This window comes from Streptomyces sp. NPDC045846, assembly GCF_056431605.1.
The window spans coordinates 686,730-710,664 of sequence record NZ_JBWKKJ010000002.1 but is presented as its reverse complement, the minus strand read 5'-3'; the positions used below and the strand labels follow the sequence as shown (position 1 = coordinate 710,664).

General features: G+C 71.2%; 24 protein-coding genes and 1 tRNA gene. 9 read left to right on the top strand and 16 right to left on the bottom strand.

Translation table 11 applies throughout. The features are described 5' to 3' along the window. Positions 1-24: 24 nt before the first annotated feature. Entirely contained in the window at positions 25-660 is a 636-nt protein-coding gene (locus AC07F3_RS08110) for a DedA family protein (RefSeq protein ID WP_479111588.1), read from the top strand. Between the two features lie 100 nt (positions 661-760). On the opposite strand, the gene AC07F3_RS08105 is transcribed toward AC07F3_RS08110, so the two are convergent. Continuing rightward, entirely contained in the window at positions 761-991 is a 231-nt protein-coding gene (locus tag AC07F3_RS08105; RefSeq protein WP_479111586.1) for a DUF2277 domain-containing protein, read from the bottom strand. Positions 992-1,063: 72 nt separating this feature from the next. Between AC07F3_RS08105 and AC07F3_RS08100 the strand changes: the two genes are divergently transcribed. Beyond that, on the top strand, positions 1,064-1,519 hold the full coding sequence (locus tag AC07F3_RS08100) for an RNA-binding S4 domain-containing protein (RefSeq protein WP_479111934.1): 456 nt from the start codon (positions 1,064-1,066) through the stop codon (positions 1,517-1,519). Between the two features lie 120 nt (positions 1,520-1,639). Continuing rightward, positions 1,640-1,909 carry a hypothetical protein gene (locus AC07F3_RS08095; RefSeq protein WP_479111584.1) on the top strand — a complete coding sequence of 90 codons (270 nt, stop codon included), beginning with the start codon at positions 1,640-1,642 and terminating at the stop codon, positions 1,907-1,909. Between the two features lie 30 nt (positions 1,910-1,939). Here AC07F3_RS08095 and AC07F3_RS08090 read toward each other — a convergent pair whose 3' ends face one another. The 3 genes from AC07F3_RS08090 to AC07F3_RS08080 form a co-directional block, all read right to left on the bottom strand. After that, positions 1,940-3,025, bottom strand: a complete 1,086-nt coding sequence (locus tag AC07F3_RS08090; RefSeq protein ID WP_479111932.1) for a magnesium and cobalt transport protein CorA — start codon at positions 3,023-3,025, stop codon at positions 1,940-1,942. Between the two features lie 154 nt (positions 3,026-3,179). Next, positions 3,180-3,755 carry a DUF1990 family protein gene (locus AC07F3_RS08085; protein WP_479111582.1) on the bottom strand — a complete coding sequence of 192 codons (576 nt, stop codon included), beginning with the start codon at positions 3,753-3,755 and terminating at the stop codon, positions 3,180-3,182. 493 nt (positions 3,756-4,248) lie between these two features. Further along, the gene (locus tag AC07F3_RS08080; protein ID WP_479111580.1) at positions 4,249-4,425 is read right to left on the bottom strand and encodes a hypothetical protein; all 177 of its coding nucleotides are present in this window, start codon (positions 4,423-4,425) and stop codon (positions 4,249-4,251) included. A 139-nt stretch (positions 4,426-4,564) separates the two neighbouring features. On the opposite strand from AC07F3_RS08080, the gene AC07F3_RS08075 reads away from it, so the two are divergent. Continuing rightward, positions 4,565-5,428 (top strand): nuclease-related domain-containing protein, encoded by an 864-nt coding sequence (locus tag AC07F3_RS08075; protein WP_479111578.1) that lies wholly within the window; start codon positions 4,565-4,567, stop codon positions 5,426-5,428. Positions 5,429-5,728: 300 nt separating this feature from the next. Here AC07F3_RS08075 and AC07F3_RS08070 read toward each other — a convergent pair. Next, a tRNA-Val gene (locus tag AC07F3_RS08070) sits at positions 5,729-5,800 on the bottom strand. A gap of 161 nt (positions 5,801-5,961) precedes the next feature. On the opposite strand from AC07F3_RS08070, the gene AC07F3_RS08065 reads away from it, so the two are divergent. From AC07F3_RS08065 to AC07F3_RS08055, 3 genes are all read left to right on the top strand, one after another. Continuing rightward, positions 5,962-7,323, top strand: a complete 1,362-nt coding sequence (locus tag AC07F3_RS08065; RefSeq protein ID WP_479111576.1) for a hypothetical protein — start codon at positions 5,962-5,964, stop codon at positions 7,321-7,323. Positions 7,324-7,437: 114 nt separating this feature from the next. Continuing rightward, positions 7,438-7,953 carry a DUF4383 domain-containing protein gene (locus tag AC07F3_RS08060; protein WP_479111574.1) on the top strand — a complete coding sequence of 172 codons (516 nt, stop codon included), beginning with the start codon at positions 7,438-7,440 and terminating at the stop codon, positions 7,951-7,953. Between the two features lie 314 nt (positions 7,954-8,267). Beyond that, complete coding sequence (locus AC07F3_RS08055) at positions 8,268-8,480, top strand: FmdB family zinc ribbon protein (protein WP_479111572.1); 213 nt, start codon at positions 8,268-8,270, stop codon at positions 8,478-8,480. 416 nt (positions 8,481-8,896) lie between these two features. On the opposite strand, the gene AC07F3_RS08050 is transcribed toward AC07F3_RS08055, so the two are convergent. From AC07F3_RS08050 to AC07F3_RS08035, 4 genes are read right to left on the bottom strand one after another with little or no spacing between them, the layout of a single operon-like run. Continuing rightward, positions 8,897-9,556 carry an O-methyltransferase gene (locus AC07F3_RS08050; protein WP_479111570.1) on the bottom strand — a complete coding sequence of 220 codons (660 nt, stop codon included), beginning with the start codon at positions 9,554-9,556 and terminating at the stop codon, positions 8,897-8,899. Positions 9,557-9,597: 41 nt separating this feature from the next. After that, a complete protein-coding gene (locus AC07F3_RS08045) occupies positions 9,598-10,413 on the bottom strand; it encodes an HAD family hydrolase (RefSeq protein WP_479111569.1) in 816 nt (271 codons plus the stop codon). Further along, positions 10,410-12,983 carry a phosphoribosyltransferase gene (locus tag AC07F3_RS08040; protein WP_479111567.1) on the bottom strand — a complete coding sequence of 858 codons (2,574 nt, stop codon included), beginning with the start codon at positions 12,981-12,983 and terminating at the stop codon, positions 10,410-10,412. The genes AC07F3_RS08045 and AC07F3_RS08040 overlap by 4 nt, the downstream gene beginning before the upstream one ends. 22 nt (positions 12,984-13,005) lie before the next feature. Beyond that, positions 13,006-14,169, bottom strand: coding sequence for an HpcH/HpaI aldolase/citrate lyase family protein (locus AC07F3_RS08035; protein ID WP_479111565.1), 1,164 nt, complete (start codon positions 14,167-14,169; stop codon positions 13,006-13,008). A gap of 200 nt (positions 14,170-14,369) precedes the next feature. Here AC07F3_RS08035 and AC07F3_RS08030 point away from each other — a divergent pair, with 200 nt between their 5' ends. Then, the gene (locus tag AC07F3_RS08030; protein WP_479111563.1) at positions 14,370-15,191 is read left to right on the top strand and encodes a TerD family protein; all 822 of its coding nucleotides are present in this window, start codon (positions 14,370-14,372) and stop codon (positions 15,189-15,191) included. A 9-nt stretch (positions 15,192-15,200) separates the two neighbouring features. Here AC07F3_RS08030 and AC07F3_RS08025 read toward each other — a convergent pair whose 3' ends face one another. From AC07F3_RS08025 to AC07F3_RS08000, 6 genes are all read right to left on the bottom strand, one after another. Continuing rightward, positions 15,201-15,938 carry a TerD family protein gene (locus tag AC07F3_RS08025; protein ID WP_479111561.1) on the bottom strand — a complete coding sequence of 246 codons (738 nt, stop codon included), beginning with the start codon at positions 15,936-15,938 and terminating at the stop codon, positions 15,201-15,203. Positions 15,939-16,091: 153 nt separating this feature from the next. Further along, positions 16,092-17,234, bottom strand: a complete 1,143-nt coding sequence (locus AC07F3_RS08020) for a DUF475 domain-containing protein (RefSeq protein ID WP_479111559.1) — start codon at positions 17,232-17,234, stop codon at positions 16,092-16,094. A 160-nt stretch (positions 17,235-17,394) separates the two neighbouring features. Continuing rightward, entirely contained in the window at positions 17,395-17,970 is a 576-nt protein-coding gene (locus tag AC07F3_RS08015) for a TerD family protein (protein ID WP_114035480.1), read from the bottom strand. A 92-nt stretch (positions 17,971-18,062) separates the two neighbouring features. Next, the gene (locus AC07F3_RS08010; protein WP_114035479.1) at positions 18,063-18,638 is read right to left on the bottom strand and encodes a TerD family protein; all 576 of its coding nucleotides are present in this window, start codon (positions 18,636-18,638) and stop codon (positions 18,063-18,065) included. A 165-nt stretch (positions 18,639-18,803) separates the two neighbouring features. Then, complete coding sequence (locus AC07F3_RS08005; RefSeq protein ID WP_479111556.1) at positions 18,804-19,262, bottom strand: peroxiredoxin; 459 nt, start codon at positions 19,260-19,262, stop codon at positions 18,804-18,806. Between the two features lie 113 nt (positions 19,263-19,375). After that, positions 19,376-19,798 carry a DUF3052 domain-containing protein gene (locus tag AC07F3_RS08000; RefSeq protein ID WP_479111554.1) on the bottom strand — a complete coding sequence of 141 codons (423 nt, stop codon included), beginning with the start codon at positions 19,796-19,798 and terminating at the stop codon, positions 19,376-19,378. A 429-nt stretch (positions 19,799-20,227) separates the two neighbouring features. Here AC07F3_RS08000 and aceE point away from each other — a divergent pair, with 429 nt between their 5' ends. Next, positions 20,228-22,957 carry a pyruvate dehydrogenase (acetyl-transferring), homodimeric type gene (gene aceE / locus AC07F3_RS07995; RefSeq protein ID WP_479111552.1) on the top strand — a complete coding sequence of 910 codons (2,730 nt, stop codon included), beginning with the start codon at positions 20,228-20,230 and terminating at the stop codon, positions 22,955-22,957. A gap of 591 nt (positions 22,958-23,548) precedes the next feature. Here aceE and AC07F3_RS07990 read toward each other — a convergent pair. Continuing rightward, positions 23,549-23,863 (bottom strand): small hydrophobic protein, encoded by a 315-nt coding sequence (locus AC07F3_RS07990; RefSeq protein ID WP_450893287.1) that lies wholly within the window; start codon positions 23,861-23,863, stop codon positions 23,549-23,551. Between the last annotated feature and the right edge of the window lie 72 nt (positions 23,864-23,935).

Sequence of the window (23,935 nt, the reverse complement as noted above, 5' to 3'; positions counted from 1 at the left end):
CCGACAAGCCGCAGAGGAGCGAACGTGCTGGAGAGTGTGGGGGCGCTGACGTCCAGCCCCTGGATCTACGCCGTGGTCGCGCTCTCCGTGCTGCTCGACGTCTTCCTTCCGGTGCTCCCCAGCGGTGTGCTGGTGATCACCGCGGCGACCACGGCGGCCGGTTCGGCGGGCGTGGCCGGAGCCGGGGACGCCACCCGGGCCGGGCATGCCGATCTGCTCCTGCTCGCCGCCTGCGCGGCGACCGCCTCCGTCCTGGGCGATCTGATCGCGTACCGCCTCGCGCGGCGCGGCGGCGCCCGTCTGGAGCGCGCGATCGCCCGCTCCCGCCGCCTGACGCGGGCGCAGGAACGACTCGGCATCGCGCTCAGCCGGGGCGGCGGGGGCCTCGTGGTCATCGCGCGCTTCGCCCCGGCCGGGCGCTCCGTCGTCTCGCTCGGCGCGGGCGCCGCGCACCGCAAGGTCCGCGAGTTCCTGCCGTGGTCGGCGCTCGCGGGCGTGGCCTGGGCGACGTACAGCGTGGGGCTCGGCTACTTCGGCGGGCAGTGGCTCGGCGCGACCTGGCTGGGCACGGCGGTCTCGGTGCTCGCCCTGTTCGCCGCGGGCGGCCTCGCGGCGTACGTCGTGAAGCGCCCCGCGCCGACGACGGCCCCGGCGTCCTGACGCGCGTCGTGATCGAAGCGCGCCGGGCCGCGCGTCGTCGCGCCTGACGAAGGCGCACCGCGTCCCGTCGAGTGCGCGTCGCCCGTTCCCGCCCCTCCCGCTAGGCGGGCTTTCGCGCGGCCGCCCCGCGCACCTCAAGGCCGGCGAGCAGCTCGCGGGTCGACTCCGCTATCTCGTCCACCGCCCGCTCGAACACCTCCCTGTTGTGCTCGGCGGGCGCCCGGAAGCCGGACACCTTGCGCACGTACTGCAGGGCCGCGGCCCTGATGTCGTCGTCGGTGGCCTCCTGCGGCATGGCCGGTGGCCTCAGCGTCTTGATGCTTCTGCACATGCCCCCAGTGTGACCGACGCCACCGACAACGCCTTCCGGCCGCCGAGACCGGCACCCGGGTCCGGGTCCGAAATCCGCGCGGCCGCGCCGCCGTCGCCGTCTAGAGTCGAAGGCATGGCGGAAGAAGCGAACGGCACCAGCACCGGCCCCGTACGCGTCGACAGCTGGATCTGGTCGGTCCGGCTCACCAAGACGCGCTCCCAGGCGGGCACGGCCTGCCGGGCCGGCCACGTCCAGGTCAACGGCGAGCGCGTGAAGGCCGCCCACCAGGTGAAGGTGGGCGACGAGGTGCGGCTGCGCATGGACGGCCGGGAGCGGATCGTCAAGGTCGCCAAGCTGCTGCGCAAGCGGGTCGGCGCCCCGGTCGCGGTCGAGGCGTACGTCGACAACAGCCCGCCGCCGCCCGCCCGCGCGGACGTCCTCGCGGCTGGCGTGCGGGACCGCGGCCTGGGCCGTCCGACCAAGCGCGACCGGCGCGAGATGGAGCGGCTGCGCGGCCTCAACGAGAGCCGCCGCACGGCGGGTTGAGGGGTTCGGCCGGGTTCCACCGGTCGTTGACCCGGGGGCAACTCGCGCCGTCCCGGAGTACCTTGGTGGCTTGAACCGGGGGCCTGGGGAAGCCCCCGATCCGTCCCTCAAGGACCCACCATGATCCTCTGGATGATCCTTCTCGCCCTGATCCTGTACGGATTCGGACTCAGCCTCGGCAGCATCGTCTTCTGGGTGGCCGTCGTGGCCGCTCTGCTCACCCTCAACCGCCACGTCGGCGGCGGTGGTTCGGCATCCGCCGGGGGCGGCGGATCCGGCCGCACGGACTCCGACTACCGCGCCTACCGTGCCCGCCGGGACCGGATGGACCGCTGGGAGCGCCGCTACCGGCGCGAGCGCCAGGGCCTGTTCTCCCGGCACCGCGACTGATCGCCGTCAGCTCCGGCGCGGCGGCCGGCTTCAGAGCCAGCCGTTGCGCCGGAACCCTCGATGAATGACGAAACAGGCCACGGCCATGACCCCCAGGGCCATGAAGTAGCCGTAGCGCCAGTGCAGTTCGGGCATGTTCTCGAAGTTCATGCCGTAGATGCCGCACACCATCGTCGGCACCGCCACGATGGCCGCCCACGCCGTGATCTTCCGCATGTCCTCGTTCTGGGCCACCGTGACCTGGGCGAGGTGGGCCTGGAGGATGGAGTCGAGCAGCCCGTCGAAGGCGGCGATCTGCTCGGTGGTGCGCAGCAGGTGGTCGGCCACGTCGCGGAAGTACGGCCTGACGTCCGCGGCGACCGACGGCACCGCTTCACCGGCGAGCTTCTGCAACGGCCGGTCGAGGGGTGCCACCGCCCGCTTCAGTTCCAGGAGTTCACGCTTGAGCTGGTAGATCCGCCCGGCGTCACCGCGCCCCGCGTTCTCGGCGAAGACGGCGGTCTCGACCGCGTCCATGTCGATCTGCATGGCGTCGGTGACGGCGAGGTATTCGTCGACGACGTGGTCGGCGATGGCGTGCAGCACGGCCGATGGCCCCTTGGCGAGCTGCTCGCGCTCCTTCTCCAGCACCTCCCGCAGGGGCCCGAGCGAGCCGTGCATGCCGTGCCGCACGGTGATCACGAAGTCGGGTCCGGTGAACACCATCAGCTCCCCGGTGTCCACCACCTCGCTGCTGGCGGTGAGTTCCTCGTGCTCGACGTACCGGCACGTCTTGAAGACGGAGAACAGGATGTCGTCGTACGGCACGACCTTGGGCCGCTGGTGCGCGGTCACGGCGTCCTCGACGGCCAGCGGGTGCAGCCCGAACAGCTCGGCGAGCCCCGCGAACTCCTCCTCGGTCGGCTCGTGGAGCCCGATCCACACGAAGGCGTCGCCGCCCGCCTTGCGCACCCGGCGCAGCGCCTCGTCGACGGGGCAGTCCTCCTGTTGCCGCACGCCGCCCGCGTACACGACGCAGTTGACCACCGCACTGCCCAGCGGCGAGCGCGCCGGATGGCTGAGGTCGACGGTCCGCCGGTAGGCGCGGCGCACCGCCCTGCGCAGGTTCCGCATCATCGCCACGACCCGTTTCCCTTCCCCGAACGAGCGGCCAGTGTGCCACCGCCTCCTGTGCCGGTACGCGCCTCCCCGGAACTGCCCGTACGCACTCCCCGGAGTGCCCGCACGCACCTCCCTGGGAGACGTTCCGCGCCCCGTCGGCGTTCCGTCGTCAGGGCGATCCCTCGCGCACGGCGGCGGCCACCGACAGCAGGTAGCGCCGGATCACCAGGTCCTGGAGCAGGCGCGTGAGGGGCCCGCCGAGCCGGGCGTACCAGCGTGCGGGCCGCGAGAACGCCGTGACCTCGAACCACACGAGGCCGTCGGCCTCACGCCCCACGACGAACGCCTCCTCGCCGCATTCGGGGTGGCCGGGCAGGGTGCCGTAGGCGAATCCGATGCGTTCGGCGGCCCGTACGCTCCACACCACCCGGCACGGGATGACCAGGCGCGGGAAGGGCAGGCCGGGCGGTCGCACGACGATCAGCACGGTCGCGCCGGGCACGGCGGGTGCGGCGGGCCGCACCCCGAACCCGGCCCCGCGCTGCGCGCCCCAGGCGAGGACGAGCGCGCCGGCCCGCTCGAAGGTGTCCTGCCCGTACCCGACCCGGATCCGCCGCCGGAAGGTGCGGTACCCGGCCTCGGCGCCGGGCAGCACCCGCTCGCCGGTCGCACCCACCTCCGGATAGCCGGGCCGTGCCGCGCAGGCGCGTGCGTACGCCGCCCGCAGACTCCGCTTCACGACCATGACCACCCCTCGTCTCGCCCTCACCACGCACCAGAACCGGAACCCGAACCACACGGAACCGCGCCCGAACTCCCAGGCCCCCACCGCCCCGCGGATCCATGGGAGCCACATCCCGCACGGGGGTTACTTTTCAGCCAACCACAGGCGTAATCTCGGCCATCCGGCGGAGTCCTCCCCGCTCCTGACCCGCCGGACCCCCGGGCCGAGCGTTTCCCCGAGCACGCTGCGGCACCGGCCGAGAAGCCCCGTCCCCACCCCGACGGGGCTTCCCGCCGCCCCGCCCTCCCATCCTGCGCGCGGGACCGAGGGAGTGGCCATGGGTTGGCGCTGTGGGCCGTGGTCTGTGGTCTGTGGTCTGTGGTCTGTGGTCTGTGGTCTGTGGTCTGTGGTCTGTGGTCTGTGGTCTGTGGGCGAGTCTCGTCACGTCACCAGCGCGAACGGCCTCCCGACGGCCGCGACCGGTACGCCACAGCGCGTCGAAGTTGTCCCGCGGTCAGCCACTCAGCCCGCTGCCACCCAGCGCGTCCGGAAGCTCGGCGCGGAGACGTGCGCACACCTCCTCGACCGCTTCCGCGCCTGGCAACCGATTGGCCCGGGACATCGCCAGTTGCAGCACCGGCCCGTAGGCGTTGTGCTCGACCATGTCCTCGCGGCAGGCGGGCTGCACCACGAAGTGCAGGACAGGCTGCCAGGGCTCAGCCCCCTCAGGGGAGTCGGACGGCTTCTACGGCGTCTGTCGTCTTGCGGGGACGAGACCCCGGCTGTTGACATGTTGGTGCGGGGGAGCACGCCGACGCAGGGGGGCTTGCGTGAGCGAACTGAAGATCACTGCGTGGAAGCGGTACGGGCACGATCGGCTGTACGTGAACCTGCCCAACGGGGTGGCCGTCGCATTCCTCGACCGGCACACCGGCAAGGTCACCGTCCTGCGGGACGAGTACCGAACGGCCGCCACCCAGGCTCTCGTTCAGTACCTTCCCGGCGCCGAACCGCCCGCTCCCCCGCCCCGGCCTCCAGCTCCACCCCGCCCCGCACCGCGCCCCCTGCCCGAGCTCGGCCGGGAGGACGACCTCGCTCTGCGTGAGCCGGGCAAAGGGCTGCGGGACAAGCTCCGCCACGAGGGGCCCGGTCCGGCGGAGCGCTTCGTGGACCTGCTGCTGCGTCGGGAGACCGAGTGGGACCCCTGGCGGAAGGGGCTGGCCGGTGAGAAGCGGGTGGGCCGGGAGTTGCGCCGATTATCCGCCGCCGGCTGGTTCGTCCTGCACTCCGTACCGCTTCCCCGGGAGGTCGACATCGACCACCTGCTCATCGGGCCCGGCGGCGTGTTCAACATCAACACCAAGAGGCACCCCGACAAGGACGTCTGGGTCGGAGACGAGGTGGTCAGGGTCAATCACGGCAAGCCCCAGCCCTACCTGCGAAAGAGCCGTGCCGAAGCCGGGCGCGTACAGCGGGTGTTGGAGCGCTACTGCGACTTCGACGTCCCGGTGACACCGGTCCTGGTCTTCGTCGACGTCCGCCGCCTCGACAAGGTCGCCACCCTGCTCGACGTCCGGGTCTACGAGGAGCGGGCCGTCTCCGCACTGGCCCCGCTCACGGGAGTGCTCCAGCCCGAGCAGGTACGGCGGCTCTACGAGATCGCCCGCCGCAAGCCCGTATGGGAGAACGCCTGAGGGCGCCCAGGGTCGGCCCGCGGCGCGGAGGCGCCGGACGTGCGAACGCGCGGACCGCTGTCGCCCAGCCCGACCAAGACGTGGCCCGAGCAGACGTCGCCGATCTTGCCGGGCTCTCCCGGGGCAAGCCGCTCACCCGTCGTGGAACCATCCGCGGGCCGACAGCCGAAGAGCAGGGCGTCCAGGCCACGGGCCCGACCGGCCCCGCAGAGAGCGATCCGGCGCGGCGTGACGGGCGGAGACGTCAGGAGGGGAAGCCGAAGGCCCCCCGCCGAGATCGGCGGGGGGCCTTCGTTCCGGTGGGCGTGGACGGTTTCGAACCGCCGACATCTGCTTTGTAAGAGCAGCGCTCTACCCCTGAGCTACACACCCGTGGATGAGGGAACAGCGTACATGGCCCACGGGGTGGGACGACAAACCCGCGGGAAGGCCGTGAGGAGGGGACGGGGAAGCGCGAACTGACCGGGCCGTGTGTTCGTCCTTTCCTGGTGGGAGAATGGAACGGGCAGGGCGACACAGCACGGGAGAGGGATGTGACGGGGACACACGCGCGGCCGTACAGCAGAGCGGGTGCCACCGTCCGGGACGTGGTGGCGCTCATCGCGTTCCCCGTCGTGCTCGGCGCCGCGGTGCTGCCGGGTGCGTTCGCCGGGGGCGGTACCCGCCGCTGGTTCGGCGGGCGCGGCGAGAGCGTGCGCGCGGACGCGCAGGCCGCCAAGGACGCGGCGGCGGCCGCCTTCTACGAACTCGACACCGCCCAGCGCGATCTGCGGATCTCCATCGAGACGATCACGGCGGTGGACAGCTCGCCCGGCGCCCGCCGGGCCGTGGACGACTTCGAGGCGCTCGGCCGCCGCATCGACGAGGCCAGCAACCAGTACATCACCGCCGTCGACGCCCACGACCTGGACCGGGACGACCTGGACGCCTCCGTCGCCTCCCGGGCGCGGGCCGAGCTGACCGCCGCCAAGGACGAACTCGTCCGGGTGAAGGGCGAGCTCGACCGCTTCGAGCAGAACCTGCGTCCGCTCCTGGACACCGCCGAGACCCAGCTCGCCCGGCTCGCCCCGGCCATCGAGCGGGCCCGGCACGCGCTGCTCGGCGCCAGCACCGCCCTGGACGCCGTGCGCGCCTCGGGGCTGCGCGCCGACGAGCTCGCGGCCCGGCTCGCCGCCCTCGGGCCGGAGCTCACCAAGCTCAACCAGGGGGCCGGGCAGCACGGCGTGCCGGAGACGCTCCAGCGTGCGGACCGGGTCCTGCGCGAGGCCGAGGCGCTGCGTTCCGAGGCCGAGCAGCTGCCCGCCAAGGCCGCCGAGATCGACCGCAGGCTGGTCTCGCTGCGCACCCGCGCCCAAGCGCTCACCACCCGGGCCGGCGCGGTCGACCCGGTCCTGAGCGAGCTGCGCCGCCGCTTCGCCGCCGCCTGCTGGCAGGACCTCCAGCAGGTGCCCGACCAGGCCGCCGTCTCCGTACGGCAGGCGGAGGACAAGCTCAAGGAGGCGGCCAAGGCGCGCGAGGAGCAGCGCTGGGCCGACGCGACCTCGCGGCTCAGTACGGTGCGGGCGCTGCTCAACACCACCGACGAGGCCGTCTCGGCCGCCGGTGACCGGCTGAACCGGCTGAACGCCGTCGCGAAGGACCCGCAGCAGGAGATCCAGCGCACCCGGTTCGCGATCCGCGACGCCCAGCGCCTGGCGATGTCCGGCCGCAACACTCCCGATCCGCAGCACGCCGGGCCGCTGGACGAATCGGTGGCACGGCTTGAGCGGGCCATCGCCACGCTGGAGGGCAGGCACCCGGACTACTGGCACTTCCTGACGGAGACCGAGGCGGTGCGGGCGACCGTGGCGCAGGTGGTGGCCCGCATCCGCGAGGAGCGCGGCCACGGCGCGTGACCGGCGGCTGCGGAGCGTACTGGCGGGGCTCCCGCTGAGTTGTTGCGGGCCAGGACCGGGCGGATCCTGGAGTACGTACGCCCCGCGTGCCTAGGGATGAGGAGGGCCCCCACCATGGCCACCCATACGATCTCGCAGCGCCTCAACCACAGCCGGGTCTCGCTCAACGAACATCTGCCGATCGACCACCGCCTCAGCCGCGTCTACCGCTTCGGCGCCGGGCTGATGGGGCTGGCCCTGCTGGTCTTCGGCATCCTCGGCCTGATCCACCAGATCGGGTTCTTCGACACCGGCGGCTCCCGGGTCGCCGGGCTCAACACCAACGGCGCGCTGAGCGTGCTGTCCATCGTCGTCGGGGTGCTGCTCCTGTACGGGATGGTCAGGGGCGGCAACTTCGCCTCGACGCTCAACATCGTGCTCGGCGTCCTGTTCCTGATCAGCGGGTTCGTGAACCTCGCGCTGCTGGACACCTCGCGCAACTTCCTGGCCTTCAAGATGCAGAACGTGCTGTTCAGCTTTGTGGTCGGGCTGCTTCTGATGGTGTTCGGGATGTACGGCCGGGTCACCGGGTTCCTGCCGCACGACAACCCGTACTGGAAGGCGCGGCACGAGCACGCCGACGAGCTCTGACCAGCCCAAGTGGCCCGGGCCATCCGGGCCGCCTCCCCGGCCACGGCCCGTGCGTGCGCGCCATCAGCGGGGTGCGCTTGGCCGGGCCCGCCAACAGCCCGCTGGGACGGGCCCCCTTCGACCGCGGACCGTGCGTGGCTGGTCGCGCAGTTCCCCGCGCCCCCAACAGCGTGCACCTCACCGGACGCCCCACCAGCCCACCAGAGCCGGAACCCCTCGACTGCGGACCGTGCATGGCTCGTCGCGCAGTTCCCCGCGCCCCCAGCGGGGTGGATCCCCGGCCCGCTCGGCTTCGGGGCGCTTAGGCTTGGGGTATGCCTCGCTATGAATATCGCTGCCGCACCTGCGGCGACACGTTTGAACTCAGCCGCCCGATGGCCGAGTCCGCCGCCCCCGCGCCGTGCCCGGTCGGCCACGACGACACGGTGAAGCTGCTCTCCACGGTGGCCGTGGCCGGCACCGCCAAGTCCTCCCCCACCCCGTCCGTCGGCGGCGGAGGCTGCTGCGGAGGCGGCTGCTGCAGCTAGCCCGCCCCAGCCCCAGCCCCGCCAGAAACGCGGAGAACCCCCAGGGGCACGGGGGCTGAGCAACCCCCAACCTCCTAGGGGCGCGGGGAACTGCGCGACCAGCCACCAACGGCCCGCAGACAAAGGCAACACCCAGCCCGCCAGAAACGCGGAGAACCGAGCACCCCCAACCCCCCAGGGGCGCGGGGAGCTGAGCACCCCCCAACCTCCTAGGGGCGCGAGGAACTGCGCGACCAGCCACCAACGACCCGCAGACAAAGGCAACACCCAGCCCGCCAGGAACGCGGAGAACTGAGCACCCCCCAACCCCCCAGGGCCGCGGGGAGCTGAGCACCCCCCACCCCCCTGGGGGCGCGGGGAACTGCGCGAAACCCGTGCCGGGCCACCGCAGAACCCCACCCCCCCCCAGCGGAGCGCTACCGCTTGCGGGACAGCGTCAGACCGTCCGCGACGGTCAGCATGACGCTGTCCATGCGCTCGTCCGCCGCCACGTGCTCGTTGAACGCGCGGATCGCGGCGGGCGCGCCGGTCGCCTCCGGGTCCAGGACCCGGCCGTGGTACAGCACGTTGTCCGTCGCGATGAGCCCGCCCGGCCGCAGCCGCGGCACCAACTCCTCCCAGTACGCGATGTAGTTGCCCTTGTCCGCGTCCAGGTAGGCGAGGTCGATGTGCGGCTCGGCCGGCATCGCCCGCAGGGTGTCGAGGGCGGGCGCGATCCGCAGCTCGATGCGGTCGGCGACCCCGGCCTTCGCCCAGGCCTCCTTGCCGTACGCCGTCCACTCCTCGGAGACGTCGCAGGCGATCAGCTTCCCGTCGGCCGGAAGCGCCTGCGCCATCGCCAGCGCCGAGAACCCGGTGAAGGTCCCCACCTCGACGATGTGACGGGCGTTCACCAGCCGCACCAGGAAGGCGAGGAGCGGCGCCTGCTCCTCGGCCGACTGCATGCCCGCGAAGTCCGGCAGCCGCTCGTACGTCGTCTCGACGAGCCCCCGCTGCACCGCGTCCAGCGGGGGGTTGTGGGCCAGCATGTAGGCGTACAACTCGTCAGTGATCTTGGTGCTGTTTCCCTTGGTCATGCGGCGACCGTACCGGGTGCGGCAGCGGCACGGCGTCCTCGTCAGCGCGCGGCGGCGGCCAGGAAGCGGCGCAGGATCTCCTCGCCCGCGAGCACCCCGCACGCGGCCAGCGCCTCGGTGGCGGGCGACCGCCAGCCCGCCTCGGCGAGCTCGCCGTGGCCCGGGCGCCAGCCCCGGTCGGCGGCGAGCAAAAGGTCGGCGTCCAGGAGCGAGTCACCGGCGGCCAGGGTCAGTTCCGCGCCGGTGCGGCGGGCCACCTCGCGGACCGCCGCGCTCTTGGTGAGCGGCTTCGGCACCGCGTAGATCTTGCGGCCCTGGAGCGAGACCGTCCAGCCGCGCGGATCCGCCCAGGCCGCCAGCTCCTTGACCCACTCGTCGGGCAGGAGTTCCCGCTCCACCACGAGGTAGGCGAAGAGGTCCTCGGCGACCCGCTCCTTGCGCAGCCAGCGCGGGTCGGCGACGGCCCGCAGATGCGCGCGGACCTCGTCGAGCGGGGCGCACTCGGCGGCGATGCGGGCGGCCACCCGGCGCGCCCAGTCGAGGTCGGACTCGCCGTTCACGAGCAGGTGCCCGCCGTTGGCACAGATCGCGAACTGCGAGGGCGGGCCCGGGAGTTGGATGCGCTGGTACTGCTTGCGGGTGCGGGTCGTGGTGGGCACGAACACGGCCGCCGCCTTCAGCTCGGCCAGCAGCCGGGCCGCGTCCTCGGTGACGTACGAGAGGGGCTTGTGCTCGTGCACCTCGACGCAGAGCAGCCGCGGGGCCCGGTGGTCCGCCATGGTGAGGCCGAGGGCTGCCGCGGAGTAGATCAGGGTGCGGTCGAGGTCGCTGGCGACCAGCGGAAGCGGGGTGCTCACCGGGCCGCCACCGCCTTGCCGTCCGCGCCGGTGGCGCCGCGCGTGTACTGGGGGTGGATCAGTCCGACGCAGCTGTACGGCAGCCCGTCGACCTCCTCGACCGGCACCCCGCGCTGTTCGGCGAGCAGCCGCACGTGGTCGAGGTCGGCCCCGGCATCCCGCCCGGCGAGGATCTTCCAGGGGACCCGGCGCAGCAGCACCCGGGTGGTCTCGCCGACGCCGGGCTTGACCAGGTTGACGTCGTGGATGCCGTACGCCTCGCTGATCCGCTCGACGGCCGCCCAGCCCTCCCAGCTCGGGGTGCGGTCGGCGTCGCGCAGGGCCTTGGCCTCGCGGTCCACGTCGGCGCCGACCTCGTCGAAGCGGGCGGTGACGGCGTCGAGGAAATGCCCCGAGACGTCGGCTCCGGCCAGCTCGCGGTAGAACTTGGCGCCGTGGAAGTCGCCGGGGCCGATGAGGTCGCGGCGCAGCACGGTGCGCGAGATCAGGCCGGAGACCGTGGAGTTGAGGCAGGCGGACGGGATCAGGAAGTCCTCGCGGGTGCCGTACGTCCGCACGCACGACCCGGGGTCGGCGAGTACGGCGATCTCCGGGTCGAAGCCCTCGAACTCGGGGAACTCCCGTATGGCGGCGGCCAGTTCGCGGGCGATGGCGCCCTTGCCCGTCCAGCCGTCGACGAACACCACGTCGGCGGGGTCGTGGTGGGCGGCGAGCCAGCGCAGCGCGTTCGGGTCGATGCCCCGGCCGCGCACGATGGACACCGCGTAGTGCGGCAGGTCCAGTCCGTGGCGGTGCCGGGCCCAGCGGCGCATCAGTACGCCGACGGGCGTCCCGGCGCGGGCGAGCGAGACGAGCACGGGGCGCGGATGGGCGTCCCCCCGGCGCTTTCGGCGTTGGGGGAGCTCGGTCAGGACGGTCTCGGTGACCACGCCGACGGCCCGCGCGATCCGGTGGGCCGAGGTGTCGAGCGCGGCGCGGAACAGCTCCTGGTACCGCGGGCTCGGCTGGTACTCGACCGGCAGCGACTCCGCGTAGTGGGCGCCGCCGCTCTGGATGGCCTCCTCGCGCTCCTCGGTGGGGGCTTCGAGCTCGACCCCGGACAGGTCCTTGAGCAGCCAGCCCACGTCCTCGGGCGCGTAGGAGGAGAAGGCGGGGCCCCTGAGGGGTTCGGGCAGCGGCTCGGGCATGGGGGCACCTTCGGGTACGTACGAGGGCAGCACGGCGAGCACGACGTGCGGGACGTGGGCGGCGAGCTGGGCCAACAGGCCGTCGGGAGCGTGCAGTCGGGGGGTGTCGGCGGCCGAGTCCACCACGGCCACGACCGCGTCGAAGCCGCCCCCCGCGACGTTGTACGCGTACCGCTCGCCGGGGCCGTCGGCCGGGTCGTCGTGCGCGGGGAAGGCGAGGCGGGTGCGGATCGCGTACCCGGGGTCGTCCACGGCGAGCACGGGCGAGCGGGTGGTGGTGGAGTAGCGCACCTCGGCGCCGCCGAGCTCTTCGAGGGCGACGGCGAGCCGGAGCGGCGCGTACATCAGCTCCTCGAAGCCGAGCACGAGGACGCGTGGCGTCCCCGCACCGCCGGGAGCGGGCAGGGCCTCGGCGAGGCGGGCGGCCATGCCGGGCAGCGCGGCGTCCAGGGTGGCCCGGTGGGCCGGGGTGAAGCCGTGCCGACCCCCGTCGGGAAGCCCCTCGGGCCAGCCCACCTCGACCCGGGCGCACGTCGAGTGGTGAGCGCTGCTCTTGCACAGCGGATGTCCAGGGTTCTCGGCCGGGGCCGCCGGGTCCGCGCCGGGCGAGCCGCCGACCGCTGCCGCACGGCCGGTCTCGTACTCCTCCACCAGCGCCCTCCCCTTCTCCAGCACCCCCTCCGGCAGCCGTACCGTGCCCGATGCCGAGGCGACCAGGTCGACGCGGGCGCCGATCTCCGCCGCGAAGGCGTCGAGGCGGTCGCGGTCCTCGGGGGAGCGCATGTCGACGAGCGCGACGATCACGTAGTGGTCGCGCGGATGCCGCGCGTGCAGGTCCCGGATGGTGTTGAGGACCGTGTTGCCGGTCGAGAACTCGTCGTCGACCAGGACCAACGGCCCCTGTCCCGCGAGGAGTTGGGGGTCTTCGGGCAGCAGCAGGTGGGAGGTGGCGTGGGAGTGGGACTCCTCGAAGCCGCCCGCGGCCGTGACGCCCCGGACCGGGCGGCGGGTGGAGTGGAGGAAGGGGGCGAGGGCGAGGCCGTCGGCGACCGAGTGGCCGAGGCCCGTGGCGGTCTCGGCGTACCCGAGCACCACGGCCCGCGCGGCCGCCTCCGCACCCAGCAACTCCCCCACCCGTACGCCCAGTTCGTATCCGGCCCGCCACACCACGGAGGGGCACTGGGGCACGTGCTTGCCCAGCACGTTCGACACGAGGAGGTGAGCGCGCTTCGGGTTGCGGCGCAGGGCGAGCCCGAGCAGAGCGCTCAGCCGCGCGTCCCCGACGAGCTCGACGCCCAGCCGCTCGGCGACCCAGGTTCCCGACCACTCAACCACGTTGCTGTGTCTCTCTGTTCGTTCGTGCTGCTCGTTCGTGCTGCTCATGCGGGCTGTTCGTTCGTACGTGTCAGTCGGCGAGCCCGGCCGCCAGCAGGTCCACAAAGCCGACGTCCGCCGCGGCGACGCCGAACACCTCGGCCCGCAGCAGGGTGCGCTCGGCCCAGGCCCGGTGCGGCTTCACCTCGTTCATCTTGTTCGTGTACGAGGAACGCAGCACCCCGCCGCCACCCCGTTCGGGCCGCAGGATGTCCTGGGCGTCGCTGAACTCCTCGTGGCTGACCACCGACAGGGCGTGCACGGGGACCACGTGCGAGGGGTGTATGCAGGTCTTGCCGAGCAGCCCGTTGGCGCGGTCGAGCTCGATCTCGCGGAGCAGGCCGTCCAGGTCGTGCTCGATCAGCGTGGTACGGAGCTCCTCGGCGCGCCCTTCGAGGAAGGGGCTCCGGCGCAGCTGGGGCTTGAACATCCGCTCCTGGAGCCGGAAGTACTCCCACACGGGCCCGGTGATGGTGAAGCCCGTGCCGTCGGCCCGGCCGAGCACGTTCACCACGTCCGCGATGACCCCGGCCACGATCTGCACGTCGTACGCCGTCATGTCGGGCGAGCGGCGCAGCCCGTAGGCGGAGCAGAAGTCGGTGACGCCCAGGCGCAGGGCGAGGACGCGCTCGCGGTACTTCTCCACCGTGCGCGCGATCCCGGTCAGGGTCTCGGCGCGGGTCTCCAGGTGGAGCAGCTGGGGCGACTCCAGGACGGGCATGGCGAAGAGCCGGCGCCCGCTCGCGGACTCGGCGGCGGTGAGCGCCTCCAGGAAGTCGAGGCCGCGCTCCTCGGTGAACTTCGGCAGGACGAAGCCGCACAGGAGACGCGCCGACGCGCCCAGGCGCTGCACCAGGTCGGGTATCTGGAGCGGCTCGCGGACCCGCACGAAGAGCAGCGGGACCTCCTCGCCGCGGGCGTCGAGGTCGGCGAACTGGCGGACCAGATTGGCCTCGGCGGCCACCACCTCGGCGTCGTCTATCGAGTCCTCCAGGCACAGCACCATGGACACGACACCGCGGCGAGCCTGTTTCAGGACATCGTCGGCGAGCGTGGGCCGCGTCGCCGGGCTGTACAGGGTGGCGCCGAGGGCGGCCGACAACACGCGCGCTGAGGAGCCCGCGGTGAACTCGCAGGGCTCCTGGTGGAAGAGGTTCTTCCGCGCCGTCGGCGGGACGTGCCCGAAATGCCGCATATACATTCCCCGTACTGCCAGGACGGCCGAGAATTTGGGTGGCCGGTAATAGTACGTAGGAACACGTGTCAAGAGTTCCCCAAGTGCGTGAAGTTCAGGTAACTCGTCTGCATCATCCGCCCCGGGTGTGGTCGGCGAGTACATCTCGGGGCGTACCCGGCCGGGCCCCGCGTTGTCCGCGAGGCCCGCGGGAAGGCAGGATGACGGGCATGACGCACGCGATGCTGAAGGGATCGAACGTCCCGCTGGAGGCCCCGGCCGTGCGGGCCGTGCTCCGCTGGTCGCCCGGCGCCGACGTCCCGGACGTGGACGCCTCGGCGCTGCTGCTCGCCGCCGACGGCCGGGTGCGTTCGGACGAGGACTTCGTCTTCTACAACCAGCCGCGCCATCCCTCGGGCCTGGTGCGCAGGCTGCCCAAGAAGCGCGTCGCGGAGGGGCTCACCGACACCGTCGAGGCCGATCTGGCCGCGCTCGACCGCTCCGTCGACCGGGTGCTGATCACGGCGTCCTCGGACGGCGCGACCTTCCGCGCCGTACGCGATCTGCGGATCCTGCTGTTCGACGCGGCGGTGTCGGGGGCCGAGCCGGTCGCGCTGTTCGACGTGAAGCCGGAGACCGGCGAGGAGACGGCGATCATCTGCGGCGAGCTGTACCGCCGCGGCGAGGGCTGGAAGTTCCGCGCGGTGGGCCAGGGCTACCCGACCGGCCTGGTGGGCCTGGCCACCGAGTACGGCATCTCGGTGGACGACGGGGAGGGCCCCGACAGCGCGCCGAGCACGGACAGCGCGCCCAGTGCGCCGTCCGTGCCCCAGCCGCTCCCCCAGCACGCGGCCCAGCCCGCCTACGGGTACCCGCATCCCGCGCCGCCCGCCCAGCCGCCCCCCGCGCAGCCGTCGTACGGCTATCCGCAGCCGGCCACGCCGCAGCCCGCGTACGGCTACCCCCAGCCGGCCGCTCCGGCGCCCGCGCCCGACCCCGCGTTCGTCCTGCCGCCCATGGGGCCGCAGTTCATCCGCTCGTAGGGCGGCGGCTCACGCCTTGGTCTTGTAGCCGCGGCCCCACTGGAGGCCCCACCCGTACAGACGGTCCAGCTCGGCCTGGAAGCCGTACACGAACTTCACCTCGCGCCGCACCACCATGTCGCCCTTGACGTTCTCGATGGAGACGACGGCGCAGGAGCGGGCCTCGGGGGCGCGCTCGTCAAGCTCTATCTCGATGCGCGGGCCGTTGCTCGGGTAGAGCGTCACCTTGGCGTGGGTGCGGTCGAAGGCCGGGGTCTGGTCGTAGATGTAGACGAAGACCAGCAGCCGCTTGATGTCGTCGCGGTGGTCCAGGTTGATGAAGATGGTCTCGCCGGACGCCGAGCCGAACCGGTCGTCGCCGCTGCACTCCACGTAGGGCGGCTTGTTGGTGGCGCCCAGGAAGTTGCCAAGGGGCTGGACCACGCCCTTGGTGCCGTCCTGGAGTTCGTAGAGGCAGCCGAGGTCCAGGTCGACGTTGACCATGGACTGGGTGTGCCCCTGGACCATCTCGGGCTTGAAGAACTTGAGCGGGTGGCGCAGCAGCCGCCCGCTCTGGTCGGGCTTGCCCCCGAAGTCCGAGGTGCGCATCCGCCAGGACAGGTTGACCCGCAGGCTGCCGGTGTTGGCGCCCTGCTTCCCCAGCGAGACCGTGTTGTGCCGTCGGGTCAGCTCGATCGTGTTGGTCGCCGCGCTGCCCGAGTCGAACTGTGAGGCCCTGCCCCGCCACACGCCGTCCCAGAACGCCATTGCCCCCACCCCATCGGTCCGTGAACTGTCCCCGCACACAAGCGACTGCGGGGCGGCCGGCGAGGCCGGGACCTCGTGACCGCCCCGCAGAGAGCGTTCCTCAATCGAAGGCGGATCACACGCCGCGGGGCGTGCGCTCCTGAAGCACCGGGGTCACACCCCGGAGCCGACTTCCGCCCGTTCGCTGGAATCCTCGCCGCCGTCCGCCGCGATCCGCCGGTTGCGGCGCACCGAGGACCAGAAGGACCAGGCGATGAGGACCACGCCGACGAGGCCGGTGATGACCTCGTTGATCTCGTACTGGATGGTGACCAGGAGGATCACGGCGAGCGCACCGATCGCGTAGTGCGCCCCGTGCTCCAGGTACACGTAGTCGTCCAGGGTGCCCTGGCGGACCAGGTAGACGGTGAGCGACCGGACGTACATCGCGCCGATGCCGAGGCCGAGCGCCATCAGGACGATGTCGTTGGTGATCGCGAAGGCGCCGATGACGCCGTCGAAGGAGAACGACGCGTCCAGGACCTCCAGGTAGAGGAACATGAAGAACGCGGCCTTGCCGGCCATGGCGACGGCGGAAACCTTGCTGCCGGTGCGCTTGGCCTCCTCCTCGGCCTCGTGCTCGCGCTCCTCGTCCTCTTCGAGGCGGTTCTCGAAGAAGCCGGAGAGCCCGCCCACGACGAGGTACGTGATGAGGCCGGCGATGCCGGAGATCAGGACGGTCTGCGCCTTGTCGACGTGGACGCCGCCGTGCTGGTGGGCGTGGGTGGCGAACGTCATGGAGGCGATGAGCAGGACGACCAGGGCGATGCAGACAGACAGCATGTCGATCTTGCCGAGCTTGGCCAGCGGGCGCTCAAGCCAGGCGAGCCACTTGATGTCGCGGTCCTCGAAGATGAAGTCGAGGAAGATCATCAACAGGAACATGCCACCGAAGGCGGCGATCGACGGGTGCGCGTCGGTCACCAGCTGCTGGTAGCGGTCGGCGTCGTTCAGCGCCAGGTCGACCGCGTCGACCGGGCCGATCTTGGCGCTGATCGCGACGATGACGACGGGGAAGAGCAGCCGCATGCCGAAGACGGCGATGAGCACGCCGACCGTGAGGAAGATCTTCTGCCAGAAGGCGTTCATCTTCTTCAGGATCCCGGCGTTGACCACCGCGTTGTCGAAGGACAGCGAGATCTCCAGGACCGCCAGGATGGCGACGACCCCGAAGGCGGTCCAGCCGTCGTAGAGCACGGCCAGGGCCAGGCCGATCGCGGTGATCGCGAACGACCAGCCGAAGGTTTTCAGGAGCACTGACTTCCCCATCGTGTAGAGCGGGCCGACCCCACGTAGAGCGGGTGTCCCCCCGCACCGCGCACGGCTTGACGCTGCTGTCTCCCCGGGGAGCGCCCCCGGGCCCCCGGCAGGGACCGCCCCCGACGGCACTCGACTTGAACGCAACCGGGCGATCTCTTTAGGAGACGTTGACCCCGAAGTCTAGAGCGATGCCCCGCAGTCCCGATGCGTACCCCTGACCAACAGCACGGAACTTCCACTCGCCGCTGTACCGGTACAGCTCGCCGAAGATCATCGCGGTCTCCGTCGAGGCATCCTCGCTGAGGTCGTACCGGGCGAGCTCCTGGCCGTCGGCCTGGTTGACGACGCGGATGAACGCGTTGGCCACCTGGCCGAAGGTCTGGCCGCGGTTGTCCGCGTCGTGGATCGAGACCGGGAAGACGATCTTGTCGCAGGCGGCGGGCACCTTCGTCAGGTCGACGATGAGCGACTCGTCGTCGCCCTCGCCCTCGCCGGTCAGGTTGTCCCCGGTGTGCTCGACCGACCCCTCGGGGCTCTTGAGGTTGTTGTAGAAGACGAAGTACTCGTCGCCGAGCACCCGCCCGTTCGCGCACAGCAGGGCGCTGGCGTCGAGGTCGAAGTCGGCTCCGGTGGTGGAGCGCGCGTCCCAGCCGAGACCGACGAGCACCTGCGTGAGGTTCGGTGCGGCCTTGGAGAGGGAGACATTGCCTCCCTTGGCGAGCGTGACGCCCATGTTCGTGTCCTCCCCGAGAAGTGGAACAGCTGGTGAGCACATCCGGCGCCGCACCGGAAGGGGTGCGGCGCCGGACGGAGAGAGCGGTCGGCTCAGACGTTGACGCCGAAGTCCTGCGCGATGCCGCGCAGGCCCGAGGCGTAGCCCTGGCCGATGGCGCGGAACTTCCACTCCGCGCCGTTGCGGTACAGCTCGCCGAAGACCATCGCGGTCTCCGTCGAGGCGTCCTCGCTCAGGTCGTACCGGGCCAGCTCGCTGTTGTCCGCCTGGTTCACGACGCGGATGTACGCGTTGCGCACCTGGCCGAAGGACTGCTGGCGGCTCTCGGCCTCGTAGATCGAGACCGGGAAGACGATCTTGGCGACGTCGGCCGGCACCGCGGCCAGGTTCACCTTGATGACCTCGTCGTCGCCCTCGCCCTCACCGGTGAGGTTGTCACCCTGGTGCTCGACGGAGCCGTCGGGGCTCTTGAGGTTGTTGAAGAACACGAAGTTCGAGTCGTTGGTGACCTTGCCCTGGTCGTTGGTCAGCAGGGCGCTGGCGTCCAGGTCGAAGTCACCCCCGGTGGTGGTGCGTGCGTCCCAGCCCAGACCGACGATGACCGCGGTCAGGTTGGGGGCGGCCTTGGTCAGCGAGACGTTGCCGCCCTTGCTGAGGCTGACTCCCACGAGTCCTCCCAATGGTGTGAGGGGCCGGCTTGGTCAGCGTCCCCGTCGTGCGTTGGCATCGGATCAACGAATGGATCCTAGTGACCGGTTCCCGGGTCAAACAGACGATTCGGCCGAACGTCAGCGGTGTCGGCCGTGCCGCCGGGACCGGACGGTATGCCGCGGTCAGATGGTGTCGAGCGCCTTGAGGTACTCGTTCAGGTCGCGCGCGTCCGGCAGGGCGTTCACGACGGTCCAGCGGACCACGCCCTCCTTGTCGATGATGAAGGTGCCGCGCACCGCGCATCCCTTGTCCTCGTCGAAGACGCCGTAGGCGCGGCTGACCTCGCCGTGCGGCCAGAAGTCGGAGACCAGCGGGTACTCCAGGCCCTCCTGCTCGGCGAAGACGCGCAGGGTGTGGATGGAGTCGTTGGAGACGGCGAGCAGCTGGGTGTCGTCGTTCACGAACTTCGGCAGGTTGTCGCGCAGTTCGCACAGCTCGCCCGTGCACACGCCGGTGAAGGCGAACGGGTAGAAGAGCAGCACCACGTTCTTCTCACCGCGGAAGTCGCTGAGCCTCACGGTCCTGCCGTGGTTGTCCTTGAGCTCGAACTCCGGGGCCTTGGTGCCGACCTCGATAGCCATGGAAACGCCTTCCCTTCAGTGGGCCGTTCTGGTGAACCCCACCCTACGCACCCGCCCACGCACAGGGCCCCCTCAGGCGGGTGCCTGAGGGGGCCCTGAGGGCGTGAGGAGGATCAGCGCTTGGGGGACTTCAGGCGGGTGCCCGACCAGTCCTTGCCGACGCTTACGCTCTTGGCCGGCGACAGGCCGGCGGTCTGCGCGGCGTCGTTGATGTCGCTCGGCTCGACGTATCCGTCCCGGCCGGTCTTCGGGCTCAGCAGCCAGATCGTGCCGCCGTCCTCCAGAAGGCCGATGGCGTCCACCAGGGCGTCCGTAAGGTCGCCGTCCTCGTCGCGGAACCACAGCAGTACGACGTCGGCGACGTCGTCATAGTCCTCATCGACGAGATCCTGGCCAATCAGGGACTCGATGCCCTCGCGGAGATCCTGGTCGACGTCTTCGTCGTAACCGATCTCCTGGACCACCTGTCCGGGCTCGAACCCCAGCCTTCCGGCCGGGTTGGTCCGCTCCTCCGCGTGGTCCGCGGTCGCGCTCACGGCTTGCCTCCTGATCTTGATTCGGTAAGTTCTGCAGCCGCGCGCATACGCGTGGCATTGGGCGTAGTCCACACGGGCGGGACGAATCTCGCAAGTACCCGGCCCCCGAACCCGCCCTTTGGGGGTCAGTGTGGCCGTGTTCAGGGACATCCGCATCCCCGCCGGTGATTCATCCCACACCTTTGGTGACCGTTTGCTCCGTTGTGTTCCTTCGGGTACTCCAATCGGGCCCGAACACCCTTCGGGAACGGATGGCCGGGTTGAGCGTAAGGTTGCGATTTGGCCCGACCCGTCCAGGCCCTGAGCCTACTTCCTGCTCCGGTGACGGTTACCTCTCGGTAGAGATGACGTTTGCGCCCCAGCGGTACACGATGGGATGCGGCGCAGAATTGGCTGTCTTCCGCATTCCCCCGACAGTGAAGGAACAGCGTGGCTTCCGGATCCGATCGCAACCCGATCATCATTGGCGGCCTGCCGAGCCAGGTCCCGGACTTCGATCCCGAAGAGACCCAGGAGTGGCTCGACTCCCTGGACGCCGCCGTCGACGAACGCGGCCGGGAACGAGCCCGCTATCTGATGCTCCGGCTGATCGAGCGGGCCCGCGAGAAGCGCGTGGCCGTGCCCGAGATGCGCAGCTCGGACTACGTCAACACGATCGCCACCAAGGACGAGCCGTTCTTCCCCGGCAACGAGGAGATCGAGCGCAAGGTCCTCAACGCGACCCGCTGGAACGCGGCCGTGATGGTCTCCCGGGCCCAGCGCCCGGGCATCGGCGTCGGCGGCCACATCGCCACCTTCGCTTCCTCCGCCTCGCTGTACGACGTGGGCTTCAACCACTTCTTCCGCGGCAAGGAGGAGGACGGCGGCGACCAGATCTTCTTCCAGGGCCACGCCTCGCCCGGCATCTACGCCCGCGCCTATCTGCTCGACCGCCTCAGCGAGCAGCAGCTCGACGCGTTCCGGCAGGAGAAGTCGAAGGCGCCGTACGGGCTCTCCTCGTATCCGCACCCCCGGCTCATGCCGGACTTCTGGGAGTTCCCGACCGTCTCGATGGGTCTCGGCCCGCTCGGCGCGATCTACCAGGCGCGGATGAACCGCTACATGGAGGCGCGCGGCATCGCCGACACGTCCAACTCGCACGTGTGGGCGTTCCTCGGCGACGGCGAGATGGACGAGCCCGAGTCGCTCGGCCAGCTGTCCATCGCGGCGCGCGAGAACCTGGACAACCTGACGTTCGTCGTCAACTGCAACCTCCAGCGCCTCGACGGGCCGGTGCGCGGCAACGGCAAGATCATCCAGGAGCTGGAGTCGCAGTTCCGCGGCGCCGGATGGAACGTCATCAAGCTGATCTGGGACCGCAGTTGGGACCCGCTGCTCGCGCAGGACCGCGACGGCGTCCTGGTCAACAAGATGAACACCACGCCGGACGGCCAGTTCCAGACGTACGCCACCGAGACCGGCGCCTACATCCGGGACCACTTCTTCGGCGACGACCACCGGCTGCGCGCCATGGTCGAGGGCATGACCGACCAGCAGATCCTGCACCTCGGGCGCGGCGGCCACGACCACAAGAAGATCTTCGCGGCGTTCTCGGCGGCCAAGGCGCACAAGGGCCAGCCGACCGTGATCCTGGCGCACACCGTCAAGGGCTGGACGCTCGGCCCGAACTTCGAGGGCCGCAACGCGACCCACCAGATGAAGAAGCTGACGGTCGACGACCTCAAGGGCTTCCGCGACCGGCTGCACATCCCGATCACGGACAAGGAGCTGGAGTCCGGCGCGCCGCCGTACTACCACCCGGGCCGCAAGTCCGAGGAGATCCAGTACATGCACGACCGCCGGCTCGGGCTCGGCGGCTACGTGCCGACCCGTGTGGTGCGCTCGAAGCCGCTGGCCCTGCCGGAGGACAAGACGTACGCGGTCGCCAAGAAGGGCTCGGGCCACCAGTCGATCGCCACCACGATGGCGTTCGTCCGCATCCTGAAGGACCTGATGCGGGACAAGGAGATCGGCAAGCGCTTCGTGCTGATCGCCCCCGACGAGTACCGCACCTTCGGCATGGACGCGTTCTTCCCGAGCGCCAAGATCTACAACCCGCTGGGCCAGCAGTACGAGGCGGTCGACCGCGAACTGCTGCTCGCCTACAAGGAGTCGCCGACCGGGCAGATGCTGCACGACGGCATCTCCGAGGCGGGCTGCACGGCCTCGCTGATCGCCGCGGGGTCGGCGTACGCCACGCACTGCGAGCCGTTGATCCCGGTATACGTCTTCTACTCGATGTTCGGTTTCCAGCGCACCGGCGACCAGTTCTGGCAGATGGCCGACCAGTTGGCGCGCGGATTCGTGCTCGGCGCGACCGCCGGGCGTACGACGCTGACCGGTGAAGGTCTGCAACACGCCGACGGCCACTCGCAGTTGCTCGCCTCGACCAACCCGGCCTGTGTCGCCTACGACCCGGCGTTCGGCTACGAGATCGCGCACATCGTGCAGGACGGCCTGCGCCGGATGTACGGCCCGGACAGCGAGGACGTCTTCTACTACCTCACCGTCTACAACGAGCCGATCCAGCACCCGGCCGAGCCGGCGGACGTCGACGTGGACGGCATCCTCAAGGGCATCCACCGCTTCGCCGCGGGCACTTCGGGCTCCATCCCGGCGCAGATCATGGCGTCCGGCGTGGCCGTGCCGTGGGCCGTCGAGGCCCAGCGCATCCTCGCCGAGGAGTGGAACGTACGGGCCGACGTCTGGTCCGCCACCTCCTGGAACGAGCTGCGCCGCGAGGCCGTCGAGGTGGAGGAGCACAACCTGCTGCACCCCGAGGAGGAGCAGCGCGTCCCCTACGTCACGCGCAAGCTCCAGGGCGCGCAGGGTCCGTTCGTGGCCGTCTCCGACTGGATGCGGGCCGTTCCGGACCAGATCGCACGCTGGGTGCCGGGCACGTACCAGTCGCTGGGCGCGGACGGGTTCGGCTTCGCGGACACGCGGGGTGCGGCGCGGCGCTTCTTCCACATCGACGCGCAGTCCATCGTGCTGGCGGTCCTCACAGAGCTGGCCCGCGAGGGCAAGGTCGACCGGTCGGCGTTGAAGCAGGCGGTCGACCGGTACCGGTTGCTGGATGTCACGGCGGCCGATCCCGGGGCGGCGGGGGGCGACGCGTAGGCCGCGTCCGCTGGTTTGGGGGCTCGGGGGGTGATGGGTGCGGCGGGGTTCTTCCCCCCGGCCCCCGTCACTTCTCGGGCCTGCGGCCCCTGGCTTCCCGGGCTCTGGCCCCCGGGGCCCCGGCCCTCCCGGGCCTGTACGGGATTGTGTGCGTTCGCGTGCTGTGCGGATGGTTCGGCTGACCGTCCGACGTGGCTGATCGCGCAGTTCCCCGCGCCCCCTGTAGGTGGGCCCGAGTCGCATCGGCGGCGCGCGCTTCCGCCCGTCCCCTGTAGATGACCCCAGCCGCCTGCCCGGTCGCGCAGTTCCCCGCGCCCCCTGTAGGTGGGCCCGAGTCGCACCGGCGGCGCGCGCTTCCGCCCGTCCCCTGTAGATGACCCCAGCCGCCTGGCCGGTCGCGCAGTTCCCCGCGCCCCCTGTAGGCGGGCCCGAGTCGCATCGGCGGCGCGCGCTTCCGTGCGGCCCCTGTAGATGACCCCAGCCGCCCGCCTGATCGCGCAGTTCCCCGCGCCCCTTGCAGGTGGGCCTGTACGCATTCAGAAGGGGCGGGTCCCCCACAGGGACCCGCCCCTTCCGGGGTTCGCGGCTGGGTCAGAAGACTCCGTTGCCCAGGCTTGCCGCCCCTATCAGCCAGATGATGGCCAGCAGGGTGTCGATGGCGCCCAGGACCAGGGCCACCAGGGCGGGCAGTGGGTGTGCGCCGTTCCAGCGGCGCCCCATGCCCAGCCAGCCGCAGGCGATCGCGACCGGGCCGAGCACGATCCCGAGGACGAAGAACCCCGCGACCGCGCAGACCAGTCCGACGATGCCGAGCGTCGCGCGGTCCGGCCCGGTCCGGGGCCACATGCGGTTCCGTGACCGGGGGGTCCTGCGCATACGCGTGCTGTGTCCGAAGCCCGCCATCATCACTCCCTGGGGTTGGTCGGCTCGGCCTCAAGGAGTCGTGTACCACGCATCCGCGCTCCCACACCCCGAACG